20 protein-coding genes and 1 pseudogene are annotated in these 20527 nt (G+C 69.9%); 11 read left to right on the top strand and 10 right to left on the bottom strand.

The genetic code is table 11. The annotated features are described in order from the left end of the window. Positions 1–10: 10 nt before the first annotated feature. Both BLS56_RS10535 and BLS56_RS10530 read right to left on the bottom strand, forming a co-directional pair. Entirely contained in the window at positions 11–658 is a 648-nt protein-coding gene (locus BLS56_RS10535) for a response regulator (RefSeq protein WP_091449802.1), read from the bottom strand. Further along, positions 655–2370 carry a sensor histidine kinase gene (locus tag BLS56_RS10530; protein ID WP_091449801.1) on the bottom strand — a complete coding sequence of 572 codons (1716 nt, stop codon included), beginning with the start codon at positions 2368–2370 and terminating at the stop codon, positions 655–657. The genes BLS56_RS10535 and BLS56_RS10530 overlap by 4 nt, the downstream gene beginning before the upstream one ends. 191 nt (positions 2371–2561) lie before the next feature. Between BLS56_RS10530 and BLS56_RS31360 the strand changes: the two genes are divergently transcribed. The 3 genes from BLS56_RS31360 to BLS56_RS10520 all read left to right on the top strand — a co-directional run bounded on the left by BLS56_RS31360 (position 2562) and on the right by BLS56_RS10520 (position 3465). Then, positions 2562–2711 carry a hypothetical protein gene (locus BLS56_RS31360; protein WP_175482763.1) on the top strand — a complete coding sequence of 50 codons (150 nt, stop codon included), beginning with the start codon at positions 2562–2564 and terminating at the stop codon, positions 2709–2711. A gap of 83 nt (positions 2712–2794) precedes the next feature. Next, complete coding sequence (locus BLS56_RS10525; protein ID WP_091449800.1) at positions 2795–3127, top strand: PASTA domain-containing protein; 333 nt, start codon at positions 2795–2797, stop codon at positions 3125–3127. After that, positions 3124–3465, top strand: coding sequence for a nucleotide pyrophosphohydrolase (locus BLS56_RS10520; RefSeq protein ID WP_091449799.1), 342 nt, complete (start codon positions 3124–3126; stop codon positions 3463–3465). The genes BLS56_RS10525 and BLS56_RS10520 overlap by 4 nt, the downstream gene beginning before the upstream one ends. Positions 3466–3568: 103 nt before the next feature. Here BLS56_RS10520 and shbA read toward each other — a convergent pair whose 3' ends face one another. The 5 genes and pseudogenes from shbA to BLS56_RS10495 all read right to left on the bottom strand — a co-directional run. After that, positions 3569–4231: an RNA polymerase sigma factor ShbA gene (shbA, locus tag BLS56_RS10515; protein ID WP_091449798.1), complete on the bottom strand. Its 663-nt coding sequence runs from the start codon at positions 4229–4231 to the stop codon at positions 3569–3571. A 139-nt stretch (positions 4232–4370) separates the two neighbouring features. Further along, positions 4371–5060, bottom strand: a complete 690-nt coding sequence (locus BLS56_RS10510) for a glucosaminidase domain-containing protein (RefSeq protein ID WP_228771539.1) — start codon at positions 5058–5060, stop codon at positions 4371–4373. Positions 5061–5120: 60 nt separating this feature from the next. Further along, positions 5121–6329 carry an endonuclease/exonuclease/phosphatase family protein gene (locus tag BLS56_RS10505; protein ID WP_091449797.1) on the bottom strand — a complete coding sequence of 403 codons (1209 nt, stop codon included), beginning with the start codon at positions 6327–6329 and terminating at the stop codon, positions 5121–5123. A gap of 457 nt (positions 6330–6786) precedes the next feature. Beyond that, a complete protein-coding gene (locus BLS56_RS32210; protein ID WP_228771537.1) occupies positions 6787–8124 on the bottom strand; it encodes an SDR family NAD(P)-dependent oxidoreductase in 1338 nt (445 codons plus the stop codon). 207 nt (positions 8125–8331) lie between these two features. Continuing rightward, a pseudogene (locus BLS56_RS10495) lies at positions 8332–8674 on the bottom strand (transposase); the annotation flags it as partial. A 727-nt stretch (positions 8675–9401) separates the two neighbouring features. Between BLS56_RS10495 and BLS56_RS10490 the strand changes: the two are divergent. Both BLS56_RS10490 and BLS56_RS10485 read left to right on the top strand, forming a co-directional pair. After that, positions 9402–10301, top strand: coding sequence for an AurF N-oxygenase family protein (locus BLS56_RS10490; protein WP_091449796.1), 900 nt, complete (start codon positions 9402–9404; stop codon positions 10299–10301). 408 nt (positions 10302–10709) lie between these two features. Next, positions 10710–11882, top strand: a complete 1173-nt coding sequence (locus tag BLS56_RS10485; protein WP_091449795.1) for a macrolide family glycosyltransferase — start codon at positions 10710–10712, stop codon at positions 11880–11882. Positions 11883–11903: 21 nt separating this feature from the next. Here BLS56_RS10485 and BLS56_RS10480 read toward each other — a convergent pair whose 3' ends face one another. Further along, positions 11904–12254, bottom strand: a complete 351-nt coding sequence (locus BLS56_RS10480; protein WP_091449794.1) for a metallopeptidase family protein — start codon at positions 12252–12254, stop codon at positions 11904–11906. A 4-nt stretch (positions 12255–12258) separates the two neighbouring features. Then, on the bottom strand, positions 12259–13230 hold the full coding sequence (locus BLS56_RS10475) for a septum formation family protein (RefSeq protein WP_091449793.1): 972 nt from the start codon (positions 13228–13230) through the stop codon (positions 12259–12261). Positions 13231–13362: 132 nt separating this feature from the next. Between BLS56_RS10475 and BLS56_RS10470 the strand changes: the two genes are divergently transcribed. Genes BLS56_RS10470 through serS form a run of 4 tightly spaced genes read left to right on the top strand, consistent with a single transcriptional unit; the run spans position 13363 to position 17063 of the window. Then, on the top strand, positions 13363–14076 hold the full coding sequence (locus BLS56_RS10470) for a hypothetical protein (RefSeq protein ID WP_324187510.1): 714 nt from the start codon (positions 13363–13365) through the stop codon (positions 14074–14076). Between the two features lies 1 nt (position 14077). Then, positions 14078–15241 carry a glutathionylspermidine synthase family protein gene (locus tag BLS56_RS10465; RefSeq protein WP_091449792.1) on the top strand — a complete coding sequence of 388 codons (1164 nt, stop codon included), beginning with the start codon at positions 14078–14080 and terminating at the stop codon, positions 15239–15241. A 37-nt stretch (positions 15242–15278) separates the two neighbouring features. Further along, on the top strand, positions 15279–15749 hold the full coding sequence (locus tag BLS56_RS10460) for a DUF350 domain-containing protein (RefSeq protein ID WP_175482762.1): 471 nt from the start codon (positions 15279–15281) through the stop codon (positions 15747–15749). Positions 15750–15800: 51 nt separating this feature from the next. Further along, positions 15801–17063 carry a serine--tRNA ligase gene (serS, locus tag BLS56_RS10455; RefSeq protein ID WP_091449791.1) on the top strand — a complete coding sequence of 421 codons (1263 nt, stop codon included), beginning with the start codon at positions 15801–15803 and terminating at the stop codon, positions 17061–17063. A 68-nt stretch (positions 17064–17131) separates the two neighbouring features. On the opposite strand, the gene lhgO is transcribed toward serS, so the two are convergent. After that, the gene (lhgO, locus tag BLS56_RS10450) at positions 17132–18313 is read right to left on the bottom strand and encodes an L-2-hydroxyglutarate oxidase (RefSeq protein ID WP_091449790.1); all 1182 of its coding nucleotides are present in this window, start codon (positions 18311–18313) and stop codon (positions 17132–17134) included. A 41-nt stretch (positions 18314–18354) separates the two neighbouring features. Here lhgO and BLS56_RS10445 point away from each other — a divergent pair, with 41 nt between their 5' ends. Further along, positions 18355–19677 (top strand): lipopolysaccharide biosynthesis protein, encoded by a 1323-nt coding sequence (locus tag BLS56_RS10445; RefSeq protein ID WP_139190596.1) that lies wholly within the window; start codon positions 18355–18357, stop codon positions 19675–19677. A gap of 77 nt (positions 19678–19754) precedes the next feature. After that, a complete protein-coding gene (locus BLS56_RS10440) occupies positions 19755–20399 on the top strand; it encodes a class I SAM-dependent methyltransferase (RefSeq protein WP_091449788.1) in 645 nt (214 codons plus the stop codon). The last annotated feature ends 128 nt before the right edge of the window (positions 20400–20527 follow it).

Here is a 20527-nt window from a genome sequence, read left to right as displayed (position 1 = left end):
GTCTAGCCGGTCAGCTCATCAGCCCCGTGCGCCAGGCCCAGGCGGCGACCTCGACCCGGTTGCGGGCGCCGATCTTGGCCTGGACGGCGGCCAGGTGCGTCTTCACCGTCGACAGCGAGAGGTAGAGCTCGGCGCCTATCTCGGTGTTGGTGAGACCTCTGGCCGCCGCGCGTACGACGTCTGTCTCCCGGTCGGTAAGCGCGGCGGTCTCGGGCGCGGGCGCCTTCACCGCGGCCACGGTGAAGTGCTTGAGCAGCCGCACGGTGATCTGCGGCGAGACCAGGGCGTCGCCGCGCACCGCCGCGCGGACCGCCTCCATGAGCAGCGCGGGCCCCGCGTCCTTGAGCAGGAAGCCGCTCGCGCCGTTGGCCAGCGCGGCGTGGACGTACTCGTCGAGGTCGAATGTGGTGACCACGACGACCTTGAGCGGGTCGGCGACGTCCGGCCCGGCCAGCGCGCGGGTGACCTCAAGGCCGTCCATGCCGGGCATCCGGATGTCGAGCAGGCACACGTCCGGCCGCAGCTCCCGGGCCTTGGCCAGCGCGTTCACCCCGTCGGGCACGTCGGCGACGACGGTCATGTCGTCCTGGGTCTCCAGGATCATCCGGAAACCCGCCCGGACCATCTCCTGGTCGTCGGCGATCAGGATGCGGATCACGTGCCGTCCCTTCTGAGCGGAATCCGAGCGTCCACCGTCCAGCCTGCCGTCTCGCCGGGACCGGCCGTGAACCGGCCGCCGAGCAGTTCGACCCGCTCGCGCATCCCGACCAGGCCGTAGCCGCCCCCGTCCGCCGTCGGCCGGATCTCGGGGGTCGGCGCGTCGTCGGTGACCCGCAGGCGCAACTCGTCGCCGTCGGTCTCGATGCGCACCTGGACGGTCTGCGCGTTGCGGGCGTGCTTACCGACGTTCGTCAGCGACTCTTGCACTAACCGGAGCACCGATCGGCCCGCCTCGGGCGGCAGCGCGACCGGCAGGTCCAGCTCCATCTGGACGGCGGGCCCGCCGTAGCCGTCCGCGAGGGCGCGCAGATCGGCTTCGAGGTCGCTGGTCGCCTGGCTCGCCGCGCCGGACCCGCCTGCGGGCGCGGCCCCGCGCATACTGTCCACCAGCATCCGCATGGCGGCCAGCGCCTCGGTCCCACTGTTCTCGATCTTGGCCAGCGCCTGCACGGCCGCGGCCGGGTACGTCTCCGCGACCAGCCGCGCGGCCTGGGCCTGCACGACGATCCCGGTCACGTGGTGGGCGACCACGTCGTGCAACTCCCGGGCCAGCGCCATCCGCTCAGCCTGCTGCGCCCCGGTGACCGCCACCTGGACCGTCTGGTGGCGTTCGCGGTCGCGGGAGCGGAAATACTGGCCGGTGGCCACCGACACGACCAGCAGGAACGCCGCGACCAGCACGAACTCGGGCACGCTGGAGCCGCCCCTGCCGCTGTAGTGCGCCGTGGTGATCACCGCGAGGAGGTCGGCCCCGGCCAGCGCGGCCACGCAGGACGCCGCCTGCCGCCGGTCGGCTGAGCGCACCACGTAGGCGACCAGCGCCATCTGCGCCGCGGCGACGCTGGTGGGCGGCGGGAACCGCGGCACGAAGCCGAACAGCACGTCGAACGGGGCCAGCGCCAGCGCGGAAGCGGCCACCAACGCAGCGGCGGTGAGCGTCCACCGCACCGGGGCCAGCGGACCGAGGAACGCGCACACCCCGGTGGCCAGCATGAGCAGCAACGGCACCAGGTAGACCACATCGGCCAAGCCGCGCGGGCCCAGCCCGTCGACCGCGGCCGCCAGGTCCACGAAGAGCAGGAACACCAGCGCGACCGCCAGCGGCCACTGCCGCCGCATCAGAGTTCGCGCCCGGGGAGCCATCCGCTGGTCGCCCTGGGAGCGCAGCGCCATGCCGACCACGCACCCGCCGATCAGCACGACCAGGCCCATGAACAGCGAGAACAGGATCTCCCGCCAGCCGAGCAGGTACAGCCGGGGCGCCCGCCCCACCATCGCGGCCAGCCCAGCGGCCACCAGCGCCGCCACCGTCGCCGCCGCCGTCGCGCGCCCGCATTTCCACACCACGACGGCCACCAGCAGGCCGCCCGCGACCGTTTCCGACAGCAGCAGGTTCTCGATGCCCGGCGTGCTCGGCGGCGCCAAACCGACCAGCCGCAGCGCCGCGGTGCCCAGCAGCAGGGCGCCCGCCCCGCCCAGCGCGCCCGCGACCGGCCGGGTCAGCGCGAGCAGCGCGCAGGCGATCAGCGGGAGCGGGACGAGCGCGATCGTCAGGTCACCGCCGTCGGCGCCGAGCAGCAGCAGGTCGAACAGGTAGGCCAAGGCGAGCAGTCCAGCCAGCCACCGCCGAACGGGCAGGTGAAGGTCCATGGCGGACAAACGTAGAGCCGATGGCGCCGCCTCGCCTCGGCCGACCGGCGAACGCGGGTCAGCCGATCGGCCGCGGTTCGGCCACAGCGCGCTGACCGGTTGGCCCGGCAGGCCCACCCGTCCGGCCGATCCGCTGCCCCCGGGTCACGAGAGACGCTGTGAGCAGCGGAAACAACACGGAGGTGGGGAGCATGGTGATCGCGGTGCTGGTCTGGGTCGGGGTCGTGCTGGGGATCGGACTGCTGCTGGTGATGGCGCTCGGCCCGGTGATCGTGGAAATGGACGCCAACCACTACGAACGCAAGCACGAACAGCGGCGCGCGGCCCGCGAGACGGGGTGACCGGAGAAGCGGTGGCGGAGGGTAGCGCCGGGCGGGGCGATCGGTGACTATGGAGGGCGCCCAGGCCGAACCCAGGGGGACCCATGCGCGTGCTCGCCGCTGTCCTGCTCGCCGTCGCCCTCGCGGGCTGCGACCCGGCGGGCCCGGTGCCCGAAGTGCCGACCCTGGTCCCGCCCAGCGCGTCCACGGCGTCGCTGGCGCTGCCGAACGTGGTCGGGATGGTCCACCAGGACGCCCAGGACACCCTGCAGAGGGCCGGTTTCCACTACCTGACCGAGGAAGACGCCACCGGTCAGGGCCGGTTCCTGGTGTCCGACCGCAACTGGGTGGTCGTCGAGCAGATACCACCAGCGGGCACGGTCATGCCGCAGTCGGACAAGGTGCTGCTGCGGTCCAAGAAGAAGACCGACAAATGACCCTGGACGACCTCGCCGCCCGGCAGCGCGCGTTCGCCGAGGCCCGCGACTGGGGCCCGTTCCACACCCCGAAGAACCTGGTCATGGCCCTCACCGGCGAGGTGGGCGAGCTGACCGAGCTGTTCCAGTGGCTCACCGCCACCGAGGCCGCGCGCGCGGCCGACGACCCGGCCCTGCGCCCCAAGATCGAGGACGAGCTCGCCGACGTGTTCCTGTACCTGATCCGGCTGGCCGACGTGCTCGGCGTCGACCTCGTCGCGGCGGCCAACGCCAAGATCGACCGCAACGAGCACCGCTTCCCGCCCGGCGTCGGCGGAGCGGCCCTGCGCAAGGACTGACCGGGCGAACCCCACGCCGGTCGTGGCCTGTCCCTCCCCGGCCAGGCCACGACCGACGGGTCTCCCACCCTCGGGTCTTACCGTGTTGGTCTTATGGTCGGTCTTACCGGCGGCGGGCCAGCGTCTTGCGCAGCCGGTTCAACGCCCGGTGCTGCGCGACGCGGATGGCCTCAGCCGTGGTGCCGACGATTCTCGCGGTCTCCTGCGCCGACATGCCCATGACCACGCGCAGGACCAGGATCTCGCGCTGGCGGGGCGTCAGCGTGCGCAAGAGGGCGCCGGTCTGCTCTACCAGCTCGTTCCGCAGGGTGAGCTGTTCCGGGCCGTCTTCGACGCTCATCACGTCCGGCGTGTCGGCGATCGGCTCGGACTTGTCCCGGGTGTTGGCCCGGTGCACGTCGGCGATCTTGTGCGCGGCGATGCCGTAGACGAACGACAGGAAAGGACGGCCGAGCTGCTGGTAAGTGGGCAACGCGCGGAACACGGCGACGCACACCTCCTGCGCCACGTCGTCGGCGCTGCTGAACGAGCGCGGGAGCCTGCCCAGTTTGCTCCGGCAGTACCGCAGGACCAGGGGACGCAGGAAGACCAGGAGCTGCTCGGTCGCGCGGGCGTCGCCCCCGATGGCCTCGGCGACGACCGCGTCCAGGTTGTCCCGCTCGACCCGGGTCGTGACGCGCGTGCCGCGGCGGGCGGGCTCGGCGACCCTGGTCAGCGATGCTTCAAGAGTTGCCAGCTCCTCGTCCAGGTCCACTGTGCACAACATCGCGATCCTCCTGCGCCAAGGGCGTTGCTCTCACCACTTACAGAGCGCTGAGGGAGGCGCGAAATACAGGACGAAGGGCTCTATTTTCAGCGGCGCGGCACTTTCTCGGTCACGAGGCGTAACGCGTACGGCCCGTCACTCACGGTTTCGGCCGGTCGAACCGGTAGAGGTCGTGGTCCTGCATGATTTTGATCACCTTGTCCGCGTACATGGGGTCCGTCGCATACCGCGTGGCGACCTCGGCGATGAACGCGTTCGGGTCCCCGGCCAGCGGCAACGCGGCGGCGTAGTACGGGCTCCTTGTGATCAGCCTGCCGTAGTCGCGGAAGGAGGAACCCAGGGAGTCGTACACGCGGAACCACGCCTTGGCCGGGTGACACACCGGCGTGCACTCGGTTGTCGGATAGTCACGACAACCGACCGCGATCGGGCCGGGGCCAGCGGCGGTGCACTTGAACCCGAAAAAGTTCCTGTCGTTCACCGCGAGGGCGCTGCGACCCCACCCGGACTCCAGGATCGACTGCGCGGCCGTCACGGAAGCCGGGATCTTGTACTCGCTGGCCACCGCTCGGGCCGCGGGCTCCGCGACGGTCAGGAACTTGGCGTCGACCATGCGCAGTGCCTGGTCACGCACCTTTTCCTGGGTGTCGAGATCGGTCATCGCACCCTGCTCGACCGCGATGTCCTCTTCGATGGTGGTCTTGTCGTCGGTTTTGGCGTCGGCGATGGCGGTCGTCGCGGCCGGGCCGTTCGCAGTGACGGCCTGCCCCTGGGTGAGGAACAACGCCGCCACCGCGCCGACAATCCCGGCCACGAACCGCAATCGCAACCTCGTTGCTGTATTCATCATTCGAGGGTCATGCGGTCGAGAATGACCCGCAACCGTTGGTCACTCTTTCGAGTTAACTCGGTTTAGGCGCACGTCCACCCGGACTAGTTTATGGTCGGTCGTGTCGTTGAGCCGGTCGAACTCGGTGTCCGGAAGTGGCCAGAAAACGGCGCTTTCCAGGGGGAACAGCCCACGGGACGGCAGCACGTAATCGGTCCGCAAATTACCCGGAGCGTTGTCGGAGAAGTCACCGGTGTCGAAATACGGATCGCCCATGTGGGTGTTGTTCGCGCCGCCCTGCAACCGGGCCGCCTCGACCCCACCCGCCGACCCGGGCCGCACGTCAAGCACCCTGGGCGCGGTGAGGAGCTGTTGGACCGCGCCGGGGATGCTGTCGCCGTCGACCTCGTCGGAGTTCTGGTCACCCGCGACGACGAACCTTTCCCCGAACCGAAGGCCGCCACGCTTGCCGTTGTCGTCGTAGATGTAGCGGCCCTTACCGGGTGTCAGGTAGTCGGCCCAGAACCGGATTTCGTCGTGGTTGCGGGTCCCGTTGCGGTCCTCGGCCCCATCGAACACCGGCGGAGTCGGGTGCGAAACCAGGAAGTGCACCTCGTGCCGTCCGATCTGGATCGGCACATCCCAGTGCGACTTCGACGACAACCGGAACACATCCAGGACAGCGGGCGAGTACCAGTCCCCAGCGGCGGGCGTCGCCGGGTCGTCTGGCAGCAGCGCGCCCGGCATGTCCTTCCACCGGAAGTGCTGAAACGTGCGAATCGCGTCGGTGTCGATGGGATGTTTCGACAGCACCAGCATCCCGAACTGCCCCGGGAAGAACCCGAACCCGTAGGCGTCGTCCGCAGTCCCGGTCCGCCCGTCCCGGTTGAGGTCGAACCCGGTCGGCACCCCCGTGTTGACCGGCGCGCTGAACGCGTACGGGTAGTCGATCCCCGCCGCCCCATTCTGCCCGCGTTCCAGATAGTTGTCCCGAAAGAGATCAACAGCCGCGGGCGCGTAGTCGAACTCGTTGATGAGCAGCACATCCGGCCGGTTGCGCTGAACAACCTCGGCCACCTTCCGCGCCTGAGCGTTATCCGGCGTCGACAAATCCGCCACAAGCTGCCCGGCAACAGCCCGGTTGAGCGACGCGTTGAACGTCGCGAACCGAACCACGGGCGACACCCCCGAAGCGGCATCGGCCACCGGCGCGGCAATGGCCCCCGCGACTAACGGGAGTACGAGTAACAGGGCGCGTTTCACAGGCATCCTCCTAGTGGGCGGTAGGCCACCTTGGCACCCGCCCACAACCACAGAGTGAGCGCCGAGTGAAGGCTTGGCACCTTCCACGTTGCCCACCTCCGCGCTCCGGCCCACATTGCCCAAGGGACAAGCCGCGAGCGGGGTGCCTCCCAAGGCGAGTCACGAGCGGAATCCCGCGCCAAGCGGCGAGACGCAAGCGGGGAGCAAGGGCTAGGTGCGAGCGGAACGCCGCTCGGGCTGTGCGACCGGGCACGCGTCTCGCCCGTGGCCGGGCATCCGTTCCGGGTTGGCGTGGCGGGTGTCTTGCCCGTTGGCCGGGCGCGTCTCGCCTGTTGGGTGGCGATTCACTCGTGTGTGTCCGCAGGGCGGCGCTTCGTTCGCGCGTTTCGAGGTCAGGTTCCCGCTTGCGCGTTGTTCCCGCTTGCGCGTTGTTCCCGCTGTGGGCTTCGGATGCGGTCGCGGGTCAGATCGGCAGGCCGGTTTCCCGTTCGCATAGGTCCCAGAGGTCTTTCCGGGACCGCGGGTCGTCGTGTTGCCAGGGCAGGTAGTGAGTGGGCCGGATGGCGCGGTCTTGCCACAGGTGCCCATTCGACCGCCCGGGTTCGTCCGCTGCCGCGACCCAGACGACCGTGTCGGCGGCCTGCTCGGGAGTGCGCAGCAGCGAGCCCACGACCTTGTCGGCTCCGGGCACCAACGCCGTCACCCCCGGAACCTCCGCCCACCCCGGCTGGGCGCTGTGCACCACAACCCCGTCGTCGGCGAGTCGGTGCGCCCACTGCTCGGCCAGCACCACCTGCATCCGCTTGATGCGCCCGTCGCCCTTTCCCCCGTGCTCCCCGCCCGCCAACCGCGCGTCATCCCCTCGCAGCGGATGGGTGTAGGCGGCACCGGAGGTCACGAACACCACGCGCCCCTTGGCGGCGGCCAACGCGGGCCGCAACAGCCCGGTGAGCAGGAACGGCCCCAGCACATGCCGGACGATCGCGTCCTCGCCCGGGCCCGCGCTCCCATCGGTGGCCGCGCCCTTCCCAGCAGCCGTACCAGCCTCGTCCAGACCAGTGGTTCCGCCTACGCCTGCACGTCCCACATCGACGGCCTCGCGTGAACCAGCGGGCACACCTGCCTCGTCGGCTCCGCCGAGGTCGGTGGCCTCACCGGCACCCGGGCCATCGGCGGCCGCACCGAGGTTCCCGACGACAGCGTTCGCGCTGGCGTCCGTGGCGTCGTTCCCCGGGGCACCCGTGTCGGTGGGACCGACCGCGTTCGCGGGGGCAGCCGTGTTCGCGGGGGCGGCCTCGCTCGCTCGGGAGAGGTCGCGTTCGTGCGGAGGCCACGTTTCGGCCGCGGCCTGGTTCGTGCCCGCGCTGTCGGTGACGGTCGCGGCTGGCCGTTGGTCCGGTGGGAGGGCGCCCGCGTTGTGCACCAGCACGTCGAGGCTGCCGTGGGAGCCAAGGAAGCGCTCGGCGAACTCGTGGACGGCACGCAGGTCCGCCAGGTCGCACTCCTCCAGTTCGAGGTGGGCGTCGGGGACCTTCTCGGCGATGTCGAGCCGTCCCCGTTCCCCTTCCTCAAGGTCGTTGACCAGCATGTGCACCGTCGCGCCGAGCCTCGCCAGGCCGACGACGGCGGCTTTGCCCAGGTCGGAGTTCATCCCCGTCACCAGCACCACGCAGCCCTCCAGGGCATCGGGCGCCGGATCGGCGGGCCAGAACCTGCTGCGCACCGCGTAGCCGAGCCGGGTGTAGCCGGGAACCACCGTGCGGTCCAGCACCGCGTCGAGGACTTTCGCCGCCACGCTCATGGCTTCGACGCTAGCCGCCGAATGGGGTTTCCGCAGGTCGTCCACCTGGGACGGATCGTGGCCGGGTTCGGCCACCTCATGTCATGGTTTCCTCCTGTTCCTGTTCGCGAAGGGGGTGCCTATGTGGTTGCCAGGCCGCAGCAGGGGCGGGAGTGATCTCGGGGTGCCGGTAGCGGGTCTTGTCGCGGAGCATGGCGAACAAACGTCGGGTCGGAAAGTGGCTGCGCAGGCGGCGAGGAAGAACGCGCGTTTGAGTTCGCGGCGCCGGTAGGGGCCGGGTGTTCGCCCTTGACGCTCGTGGCGGAGCGGCCAGTGACCGGGGCGATGGCTGTGTGAGCGGCCAGGTGGGTGGAGCTTGCGAAGCCGGAGGCGTCGCCGACTTCGGGCAGGTTGCGGGCCGCGGTCCTGACCCCCGATGCCGGTATGGAGGATCGGGCAAGAGGGTGCGCAGCGAGCATCCCTTCGACCTCGTCGACCACCGCTTTCCGCTTCTGGAGCACGATTTGAGGCTGTAGGTGAGTCTGGGCAGGACCGTGTCGGCCGCTGTGGCGCGGTCCCGCTGCATTCGCAAGGCCGGACGGAGCGAAGTCGCCTCGATCGCCGCCGCACCCGCTGCCCACAGGTGGGTGACCGGCTGGTCGAGCAGCTCTGGGCCGCCGCCCCGGGCGAGCAAGCCGTGACCGGGCGGCCTTGGAGGAACAAGTCGTGACCGGGCGGCCTTGGGCGAGCAAGTCGTGACCGGGCGGCCTTGGGCGAGCAAGCTGCGACCGGGCCGGGCGCGACCACGACTGACGCTGATCCGTGGCGGGCGAGCTTGTCGAACAGCGGCGGAGCCGAGGTTCTGTGTTGGGCAGCGGGACGTCGTGAAGGCGTTGCCCGGTGGCGTCCAGGGCGACGGCGTGGTGTTAGGCCCTTGCCCACGTCCGGGCCGAGGAACACCTGGGAGCCGATGGTCATGCTGGGTGCCTTTCGTGTCGTCCTGTGTGGTCGCGGGACGGGCATCGCCGACCAACAGCCGCGTTGCGGCCTGCCGGGCGGCTGGCGGTGTCCCTCTCAGCGGTCCGGCGATGCCAGGTGACGGGAGCGGCGTGGGCGGTCGGTTCCCTGGGATTTGGCTGTCCAGACCCTTGCCAGGGAGGGGGTGCGGGGGCAATCTCGACAAAGCTGTGCGGACTCTTGACAGGAGTGGCCCTGGTCACCCACTCTGAACAGGAGGTAACTGTTACTGCTAGTAACACCGGTGGCGACGACGCCACCAGGCTGAGGGGTGGACGGCAATGGCGCGGGTACCGCAACCGAAGGACGCCGATCAGGTCGCCGCTCGGCTCCTTGACGCGTCGGTGCGCAACACCTACGACCCGTTCCTCGACATCGACTGGACCGCGCCGCTCGCCGAGGGCAAGGCCTACATGCCGTTCGAGCGCGTCTCGCTCTACGGCACCGACCTCTGGCGCGGGCTGAGCGAGGAACAGCGCGTCGAGCTGTCCAAGCACGAGATCGCCAGCATCGCCAGCGTCGGCCTCTGGTTCGAGATCATCCTCATGCAGCTCCTGGTCCGTTACGCCTACGACCTGGACCCGCGCAGCCCGCACGCTCAGTACGCCCTCACCGAGATCGGGGACGAGACCCGGCACTCGATCATGTTCGCCAAGGCGATCGAGCGCTTCGGCGCGCCCGCCTACGGCCCGGGCAGGCTGCTGCACCGGTTCGGCCGGGTCTACAAGGCCGTCGCGGGCGGCCCGTCGATGTTCGCGGCCGTCCTCGTCGCCGAGGAGGCGACCGACCGGCTCCAGCGCTCGACCATGGACGACCCGGACATGCAGCCGCTGATCCGCATGGTCAACCGCATCCACGTGATCGAGGAAGCCCGGCACGTCCGCTACGCCCGCGAAGAGGTGATCCGCGGCGTCCCCGCTCTCAGCCGCGCCCAGTTGGAGTTCCACCGCCTGGTCACCGCCGTCACGGCGGTCGCGGTGATGGACGCGCTGGTGAATCCGAGGATCTACCGGGCGGTCGGGATCGCTCCTCGGGAAGGCCGCGCGGTGGCCCTGGCGAACCCGCACTACCTGGAGACCCGCCGCTGGATGACCGAGAAGGTGGTCGACTTCCTCACCGAGACGGGGATGATCGGCGGCCCGTCGGCGGCCATTTGGAAGCGAGCCCGCCTCATCAGGTGAGCTCCGGCCGACGCAACCGGGAACGGCGGCACTGAGGGCTATGGCGGGCCTGGGGCCGGTCGGGTCGATGCCGCGTGCGGCGACGGCTCCGGGCGTAGTGGCCGCGGCCGAGAGGTGGGTCGGTGCCGGGGATGTGCTGGGTGCCAGGGAAAACGTGGTCATGGCTTGAGGTTAGGTCGGGGGCGGCAGGCGAGCAGGAAGTTGTCCACATACCCCGAAACCATCCACAGGCGACCGAGCACAGTGGACAGAGCGATAAATCAGGTGTAGTGGCGAACCGCCTGCGCTACCGTCGAAGCATGTTCGGTTTCCAGGTCTTCTACCTCTGATCCCGCCCTCGGGCACCCCGCCGCGCTTGGCGTGGAGCCCGTGTCGTGCGTCTGCTGATCGAGTACCTGGGAGTCAACCTTGTCGAAGCACATCTCTTTCCTGGCCGTGCCCGCCCACGGGCACGTCAATCCGAGTCTGTCCCTGGTCGCCGAGCTGGTTCGGCGGGGGTATCGGGTGACGTTCGCGATCAATTCGGAGTTCGCGAAGCAGGTGACCGAGGCGGGGGCTACCGCCGTCCTCTATGACTCGACTTTCCCGTCGGAGTCGAACCCGAGCAGGGAGTGGCCGGACGACGACGACGTTGTCGCGGCGCAGCGGTTGTTTCACGACGAGTTCATCGCGGTGACACCGCGAATCGAGGCCGCGTACGCGGATGATCTGCCTGATCTCGTGGTGTACGACATCGGGGCCTGGCAGGCGCCGGTGCTGGCGAAGAAGTGGGGAGTGCCCGCGATCCAGCTCTCCCCGACGTTCGTCGCCTACGAGGGATGGGCCGAGGACTTCGGCATCGACCTCGAGGCCGCGCCGGACCCCGCGATCGCGGCGATGGAGGCCGAATTGGAGGCGTTCGCCGCGCGGGTGGGGGTCGACATCAGCGCCTCGGAGGTCAAATACCAGCCCAAGCGGTGTGTGGTGACCATTCCGCGCGCCTGGCAGTTGCGGGGCGAGACGGTCGACGAGCGGTACACGTTCGTCGGGCCGAGTGTGGACGAGCGGGCGCACCAAGGGGAGTGGCAGGCGCCGGGGGACAAACCGGTGCTGTTGGTCAGCCTGGGTTCCGCTTACACCGACCAGCTCGACTTCTACCGGCAGTGCGTTGAAGCGTTTACCGGTATGGGGTGGCACGTTCTGCTTTCCGTCGGCCGGTTTGTCGACCCGCGCGACCTTGGTGAGGTCCCGGACGACATCGAGGTGGTGCGGTGGGTGCCGCAGGTGAGCGTGCTGTCGCAGGCAAGCGCTTTCGTCACGCACGGCGGCATGGGGTCGACCATGGAGGGGCTGTACTTCGGGGTCCCGATGGTCGCCGTTCCGCAGGCCGTCGACCAGCCGCTCAACGGCGCCCGCCTGGTCGAACTGGGACTCGGCGCGCATCTGCCCAAGGACGAGGTCACGCCGGAGGCGCTGCGCGCGGCGGTCTCGCGGGTCAGCTCCGACCCGCAGATCGCGGCCAACCTCGCGAAGATGCGTGTGGAGATCCGTGCCGCGGGCGGCGCTCGGGCCGCCGCTGACGTGGTCGAGTCCTACCTCTGAACCGCGTGGCTCGGCTGGGGCTCAGCCCCAGCCGAGCTCGTGGAGGCGGTCGTCGTCCACGCCGAAATGATGCGCGATCTCATGAACCACGGTGACGGCGACTTCTTCGACCACGTCCTCTTCACTGTCGCAGATGTCGAGTATCGCGTCGCGGTAGATGAAGATCCGGTCGGGAAGCTCGCCGCCGTACATTGACGTGCGCTCGGTAAGCGCGATGCCGTGGTAGAGGCCGAGCAGCGTCGGGTCCTCCGGGTCGCGGTCCTCCACCAGCACGACGACGTTGTCCATCGCCGAGGCGAACGCGGGCGGGATCAGGTCGAGGGCGTCGGCCACCAGTTCGTCGAAGCGGCGCCGGGTCATCTCCACGGCCACCGGCTCACCCGCCCGGCGAACTCGGCGGCGGGGCCGTGCTGCTCGGCGGGGCCGTGCTCGACGGGGTCTGCGCGGCCCGCACGCTGCCGCGGACGGGGGCGAGGCCGCTGCCGTCGGACAGCTTCGCGCCGACCTTGCAGTCGACCTTGCGGGAGCCGACCTCCCAGCTCTCCGGCCGGAGCGTGTCCGGATACGGGGTGAGGCCCTTCGCCGCGAGGTCGGCCCCGCCGGTGTAGGCGGCGGTGACCGGGGCGCACAGCTCGATCGCCTTCTCGGTCTGCGCCACCTCGTCCGGGAACTCGTTGGGGAAGGCCGGGCCGAGGTCGACGCTGCCGACGATCTCGAACGCGTGCGCCTTGTCGCAGTCGATGGGGCCGCCGATGTTCTGGCCGTCGAGCGCGAGGCAGGTGCCCGGCTCGTGCACATTGGACTGGTCCTGATTGGCCGCTGAACCGGTGCTGGGCAGCAGGTTGCCCGACATGCCCGCCCGCTGGAGCCCGCACCGCAACTTGCGGTCGCCGTCGCGCCACTGGGCGTCACTGGGCTTGAGAGCGTTGACCGTGTACTTGCCGAACGGGTCGAGCTTGCCGCCGAGGTACGTGGTCGCGCCGGGGGCGCACTTGGCCAGCGCGATCTCCTGCCAGCGCGCCAGGTCGGGCGGTGGCGCGTCCGGCGGGTGCTCCGCGGAGATGTCGACGTTGCTGGTGACCTCGAACAGGTGCGGCCGCGCGCAGTCGACCTGCCGCAGGTCGGCCCCGTCCGGTGGTGTCCAGTCGAGACAGCTGCCGGTGGGGGCGTCGAACGCGCGGGCGCGCTCCTCCTCGGCCGGGGTCAGGTCGCCGCCAACGCCGACCGGCCAGGAGAACGCCATGCTGGTGGCCAGGAGCAGCAGCGCGCCGACGAACGCCCCGACCATCATGAGCCGGGTTTTCGCCGTGCTGTCATTCGACCGAAACCAGTCGCCGCGTCCAGACATCTACTCCATGATGCCGTGTCCCGCCGGGGACGGCGGCCACCGGGACCGAACGGAGATGCGTCAGGTTGCGATCAGGACAATCATCCGACCTCAACGGACAACGGTGGGTAGGGTTCGCGCCGGGAGTGGTTCATGACTGACAACGACAGGTCGAGCAGCGACAAGCCGAAGAACCCGGCCACGCCCGACGGCTCCACCGAGGAACCGCGGGCGACTGGGGCGGGCGACGGCACGAGCGAGCCCACCGGCGGCGCGTCGACTTCGAGCGACCCCGAGACGACGCCCTTGGCGGTGCCGAAGTACGAGCCGGAACCCGAGCGCAAGCGCGGGTCCATCAGTTTTCAGGACGAGAACACCACTCCCCGTGAGCCCACCCTCGCCGAGCAGCGGGCCCGGCGGGAGGCCCTGCGGCGCGAGCGTGAAGCGGAAGAGGCCGAGATCGCCGAGGCCGAGCGCAAGCGCACGAAGCGCAGGCGCATCCTCATCGGGACCGGCGTCAGCGTGGGCGTCGTCGCCGTGGTCGCGGCGATCTACGCCGCGGCGACCCCGGACGATGACGAGGTGGTCGCGCACTGTGTCGACACCAACGGCGTGGTGGTGGACGACGACTACTGTGACGACTCTTACGCGAGAAGCCACGGTGGGTACTCCAGCGGCGGCTTCATCTACATCGGCGGTAGCTCTTACCGCTACAACTACGGCGGCACCGGCAGATACGGGCAGAAGGTGACCGGCGGCAGCTATGTCGCGCCGTCGGGCAACACCTCCGTCAAGACCTCTTCCGGTAAGACGGTGCAACGCGGCGGTCTTGGCGTGAGCAGCGGCGGTAAGAGCGGGGGAAGCTGAGTTGCGCCGAGAGCGGTCCGAGCCCCGCGCCGACTGGCGCAAGAAGATCGAATCCCAGGGACTCGTCTTCGGCAGTCCCGCCCGGTACGGCGGCGGTGGCGCGCGCCCGTACTGGGACGAGTCGGTGCACTACGCGTTCGACATGGCCGAGGTGCTCTCCATCGAGGCGGACGTCGAACTGCTGCACTCGATGTGCCTGGACGCGGTCGACAACGTCGTGCTGACCGAGCGGTACCGCGACTTCGGCATCCCCGAGTGGGTGTGGCCGCACATCGCCGAGTCGTGGAAGCGGCGCGACCCGCACATCTACGGCCGGTTCGACCTGCGCTACGACGGCTCCGGCCCGGCCCGGCTGCTGGAGTACAACGCCGACACCCCGACCTCCCTGCTGGAGGCGGCTGTCGTGCAGTGGTACTGGAAGACCGAGGTCTTCCCGGCCGACGACCAGTGGAACTCCATCCACGAGAAGCTGGTCGAGCGCTGGACCGAGGTCGCCGACCTGCTCCCGTCCGGCGTGGCGCACTTCGCCTGGTCGCAGGCCGACCCCAGCGGCGAGGACCACATCACCACCGCTTACCTGCAGGAGACAGCCGCGGAAGCGGGCCTGGACACTATCGGGCTGGCCATCGAGGAGGTCGGCTGGGACCCGGTGCTCGCCCGGTTCGTCGACCTCGCCGAGGCGCCGATGGGCACGGTGATGAAGCTCTACCCATGGGAGTGGATGGTCACCGAGGAGTTCGGCAAGCGCGTCGTGGAGTCGCTGCCGCGCACCCTGTGGGTGGAGCCGCTGTGGAAGATGCTGCTGTCGAACAAGGCGATCCTCGCGGTGCTCTGGGAGATGTACCCGGGCCACCCCAACCTGCTGCCCGCGTTCCTCGACCAGCCCGGCCTGCTCACCGAGTACGTGCGCAAGCCCAAACTCGGCCGCGAGGGCGCCAACATCCAGATCGTGGCCCCCGGCTACGAGACGCAGACAACCGGCGTCTACGGCGAAGAGGGATTCGTTTACCAGGCGTTCGACCCCCTGCCGGAGTTCGACGGTTACCGGCCCGCTCTCGGCGCCTGGATCGTCGGCGACCACTCGGCGGGCCTGGGGATCCGGGAGACGGCAGGCCTGGTGACCGACGACGGCGCGGCGTTCGTTCCCCACCGGATACCGCAATGATGTGCAACCGCAAGACCTGTACGCCCATGGAGGACGTGTGACCAGTCATCTCGCCGCGGTGTCGAACCTCGCGCTGCCCGCCGGATTCGGCGCCGACCTCGGCAAAGGCATCGGCGCCATCGCCCTCTACGCGATCGTCGGCCTCGTGCTGATGCTCATCGGCTTCTACGCGATCGACTGGACCACCCCGGGCAAGCTGTCCGACCTGGTCCGCGGCGGCAAGCCCAACGCGGTGATCGTGACAGCCTCCGGGATGCTCAGCATGGCGCTGATCATCGTCGTGGCGATCTTCTTCTCCGCCAGCGACCTCACCGCGGGCCTGATCACCTCGGTGGTCTACGGCCTGATCGGCATCGTCGTGCAGGTGCTCGCCGTGCGCACCCTGGAATGGGTGACCCGGCTCGACGTCCGCGGCACCATCGAGAGCGAGAAGTTCGCCCCGGCCAGCGTCGTGGTCGCCGCCGTGCACATCGCGCTCGGCCTGATCGTCGCCGTCGCGATCTCTTAGGTCCGTATACCGGTCGAGAAGCGGCAAGAGTGCGGACTACTCTCACACACCGTGATTGACCTCAAGGTTCTACGCGAAGATCCGGAGACCGTGCGCGCCTCCCAGCGTGCCCGCGGCGAAGACCCCACCACGGTCGACTCGCTGCTGTCCGCCGACGAACGGCGGCGGTCCGCGATCTCCCGCGCGGACACCTTGCGCGCCGAGCAGAAGCAGTTCGGCAAGCAGGTCGGCAAGGCCCGCGGCGAGGAGCGCGACGCGCTGCTCGCCAAGGGCAAGGAACTCGCCGCCGAGGTCAAAGCGGCCGAAGCCGAGCAGAACGAGGCCGAGACGGCGCTGGAGAACCTGCACCGCGCCCTGCCGAACCTCGTCCACCCCGCGGCCCCGGTCGGCGGCGAGGACGACTACACCGTCCTCGAACACCTCGGCGAGCCGCGCCAGTTCGACTTCACCCCGCTCGACCACCTCGACCTCGGCCTCAAACTCGGCGCCATCGACACCGAACGCGGGGCGAAGGTCTCCGGCTCGCGGTTCTACTTCCTGACCGGCGTCGGCGCGCAACTGCAACTGGCGCTGCTGAACATGGCCGCAGCGCAGGCCACCGCGGCCGGGTTCACCCTGGTCATCCCGCCCGTGCTGGTGCGGCCGGAGATCATGGCGGGCACCGGGTTCCTCGGCGCCCACGAAAGCGAGATCTACCGGCTCCGCGACGACGACCTGTACCTGGTCGGCACCTCGGAGGTCGCCCTCGCCGGCTACCACGCCGACGAGATCCTCGACCTCTCGGCAGGCCCGCGCCGCTACGCGGGCTGGTCAACCTGCTTCCGCCGCGAAGCCGGGTCGTACGGCAAGGACACCCGGGGCATCATCCGCGTGCACCAGTTCGACAAGATCGAGATGTTCAGCTACTGCGCGCCAGAGGACGCCGAAGCCGAGCACCAGCGCCTGCTCGACTGGGAAAAGGAGATGCTGGGCAAGATCGAGGTGCCTTACCGGGTCATCGACACGGCCACCGGCGACCTCGGCACCAGCGCCCACCGCAAGTTCGACTGCGAAGCCTGGGTCCCGACCCAGCAGGCGTACCGCGAACTCACCTCGACCTCCAACTGCACCACCTTCCAGGCCCGCCGCCTGGGCGTCCGATACCGGGACGAGAACAACAAACCGCAGGTCGCGGCCACCCTGAACGGGACCCTGGCGACGACCCGGTGGATCGTGGCGATCCTGGAGAACCACCAGCAGGCCGACGGCTCGGTGGTGGTGCCGGAGGCGCTGCGCCCGTTCCTGGGCCTGGAGGTCCTACGGCCGGTTCGCTAACCGGCACACGCATTAGCGGGGCTGTCCGGCCGCAGGCAACGCTGCCCGCGGCCGGACAGTTCGGCGTCTTAGCCCGCCGTGACGCGGTCGGCGATGTGGCGGCCGATTTCCAGGGCGCAGGTGGCCGCGGGGGATGGGGCGTTGAGGACGTGGACCTGGTTCGGGGCGGTCTCGATGAGGAAGTCCTGGACCATCGAGCCGTCGGGGAGCAGGGCCTGGGCGCGGACGCCCGCGCCGGAGCGGACGATGTCGTCCTGGCCGACCGCGGGGACCAGTTTGGCGAGGCTGGCGGCGAAGCGCCGCTGGGACAGCGAGCGCAGGACCTCGTCCAGGCCGATCGGGTAGGCGTATTTGCGGGCCAGGCGCCAGGTGCCGGGGAAGCGGGCGGTGTCCAGCAGGTCGCCGACGGAGACGTCGCGCCAGCGGTAGCCCTCGCGGCGCAGGGCCAGCACGGCGTTGGGGCCCGCGTGGACGGTGCCGTCGAGCATCCGGGTCAGGTGGACGCCGAGGAACGGGAGGGAGGCGTCGGGGACCGGGTAGATGAGGCCGCGGACCAGGTGGGCGCGGGACGGCCGCAGTTCGTAGTACTCGCCGCGGAAGGGGACGATGCGGGCCTTGGGGGTCAGGCCAGCCATGCGGGCGATGCGGTCGCTGTGCAGGCCCGCGCAGTTGACCAGGGCGTCGGCGCGGACGACGTCCTGCCCGGTGGCGACTTCGACGCCGCCGGAACGGGCCGGGCGGATGCCCAGGACCGGGGTCGACAGGCGGAGGTCCGCCTCGCGCAGGTCGCGGACCAGGGCGGCGCACACCGCGGGGAAGTCGATGATGCCGGTGCTCTCGACCCGCAGGGCCGCGACGCAGGACACCTCGGGCTCGTAAGAGCGGGCTTCCGCCGCCGAGATGAGCTTGGCCGGGACGCCGTTGGCCTCCGCGCGTCCGGCGAGCACTCGCAGCGCCGGGAGTTCTGCTTCCGAGGTGGCGACGACCAGCTTGCCGCACAGGTCTACCGGGACACCGTTAGCCCGCGCGTACTCGACTATCGAGCGGTTGCCCGCGACGGACATGCGGGCCTTGAACGACCCGGGCGCGTAATAGAGGCCCGCGTGCACGACGTTGGAGTTGTGGCCGGTCTGGTGAGCCGCCCACCGGTCCTCTTTCTCCAAGACGGTCACCGCCAGGCCGCGGACTGCCAGTTCACGCGCTGTCGCCAGGCCCAGGATGCCGCCGCCGACCACCACCACATGTCGCACCCGGGCAGCTTAAGCGGGCGGGCGTTCTCTACGGTTGTCCGGTGACTGCCGCAAGCCTCCGGGAACGCTTCGGTCCCGCCGCCGGGATGGGCGCCGGACTCGTCGTGGTCGGTCTCGCGGGCTACGGGTTCCTGGCGCTTTCCGGGCAGACGTTGTCCGCCGCGGACAACGCGGCGGTGCTCAGCTTCTACCTCATCATGAGCATCGTCGGCCCCGGCGTGTTCACCGGTGTCGAGCAGGAAACCAGTCGGTCGACCAGCGCGTGGCTCGCCTCGGGCGGCTCGCTGCGGACGGTCGCGGGCCGGGCGTCGCTGGTGGCCGCCGGGCTGGTCGGCGTGGTGCTGGTGGTGTTGGCGGCGGCGTCGCCGGTGTTGACCGACAAGGTGCTCGACGGCCAGTGGGGGCTGTTCTTCGCGCTCGGGCTCGGGGTCGCGGGCTCGGCGGCGGTGTACGTGGTGCGCGGGCTGCTCGGCGGCACTCAGCGGTTCAACGGTTACGCGGTCAGTCTTACCGTCGAGGGACTGTCGCGGATCGTGCTGTGCGCGGTCGTGGTGGTCCTCGGGCTGACGAACGCGACCCTCTATGCGTTCATCTTCGCGTTGGGCGCGGTGTTCTCGTTGCTCGCCGGGCTGCCCTGGCTGCGCCACCGGGACGCGGCGGCGGTCGAGGTCGCGGCGGTCGACGGGCTGCCGACAGACGCGGGCAACCCGGTGACGGCGATGGCGCGGGGCATGACGTTGCTGGTCGGCGCGACCCTGGGGTTCCAGGCCGTCGCCAACCTCGCGCCCATCCTGGTCAACGCGCGCCTGGAGTACGACAAGGAAATCGCGGAGGCGTTCGGGTCGGCGTTCGTGCTGGTGCGGATTCCGGTTCTGCTGTTCGCCGCGGTCCAGGCCATGCTGATGCCGGTCCTGACCAAGGCGGTGACCACGGGCGACCTGCCCGCGTTCAGGGCGACGCTGCGCAAGATCTTGCTGCTGTTGGCCGCGATCGGCGTGCCCGCCGTGCTGGGCGCGACGATCCTCGGCCCGTGGGCGGTGGAGGTTCTTTTCGGGGCCGAAGTCCGACTGCCGCACGCCATCCTCGGGTTGCTCGCCGCGAGCACGATTCTGCTGATGCTGACCCAGGTTCTTCTGCCCGCCCTGGTAGCGCTGTCCAAGCACCGGATAGTGACGGTCGCCTGGGTGATCGGCGGTGTCGTGCTCATCGGCCTGCTCTCCCTGCCGATCGACCCGGTGTGGACCGCGGTGTGGGCGCAACTCGTCGCGTGTGGCCTGGTCACCGCGGTGATGGCGGCCAGCCTGGTCGGACCGCTGCGCCAGACCGCGGCCACGAAGGCCCAGGAACCCGAACCAGCGCGGTGACCCGGGCGTAGTGGGACTGAAATCACCTTGCGGTACCTTGTGTCGGTCCTCACGTTCACCGTGGTCAAGGAGTTTCGGTGGGTATTGGTCCGACGATTCGCCACAAGCTAGGTCGGTTCGAGATTCCGGCGGCCGAGGCCTACCGGAACCGGTTCATCAACCTCGACGATCTGGCGACGACCCTCGCCAGCGCCCTGCCCGCCAAGCGCATCCTGGAGATCGGCTGCGGCGACGGGTCCTTCGGGCAGCGGCTGTGCGAGGCCTACCCGGAAGCGGAGTACGTCGGCATCGACGTCGCGCCCGACCCCGGGCGGCTCTTCCGCGGCGACACCAGCCGCGCCACGTTCCGCAGCATCCCGTCCTCGGAGCTGGTCGCCGAGCGGCCGCAGCTGTTCGACCTCGTCTGCATTGTCGACGTGGTGCACCACCTCCCGGAGAGCCTGCGCGTCCCGGTGCTGAACGACGCCGTCGCGCTGAGCACCGAGGACGGCGTCATCGCCGTGAAGGACTGGGAGCGCGGCGCGGGCATCGCGCACGCCATGGCCTTCGCCGCCGACCGCTATGTGACCGGCGATAAGACTGTCCGCTTCCCGAGCCGGGAAGAACTGCGCGGTTACCTTGCCGCCGGTCTACCGGGCTACGACATCGCTCTTGAAGCGCGCATCCCCCCGCGCCGCAACAACGTGCTGTACGTGATGCGCCGCCCCGGGCACAGCGCCTGACACCACCGCGCCACACGAAGTCCCCGGCCCGCGGCCGGGGACTTCGTCGTATTGGCCCTAGGGAATGTCAGACCTCTGGGCTACTCTCTCGACCGACAGTTCGGGTCGGGGCCCGTATTCCTGGGGGA

Source organism: Actinokineospora iranica (assembly GCF_900101685.1).
GTDB lineage: Bacteria > Actinomycetota > Actinomycetes > Mycobacteriales > Pseudonocardiaceae > Actinokineospora > Actinokineospora iranica.
This window is presented reverse-complemented; position numbering and strand designations above follow the sequence as displayed.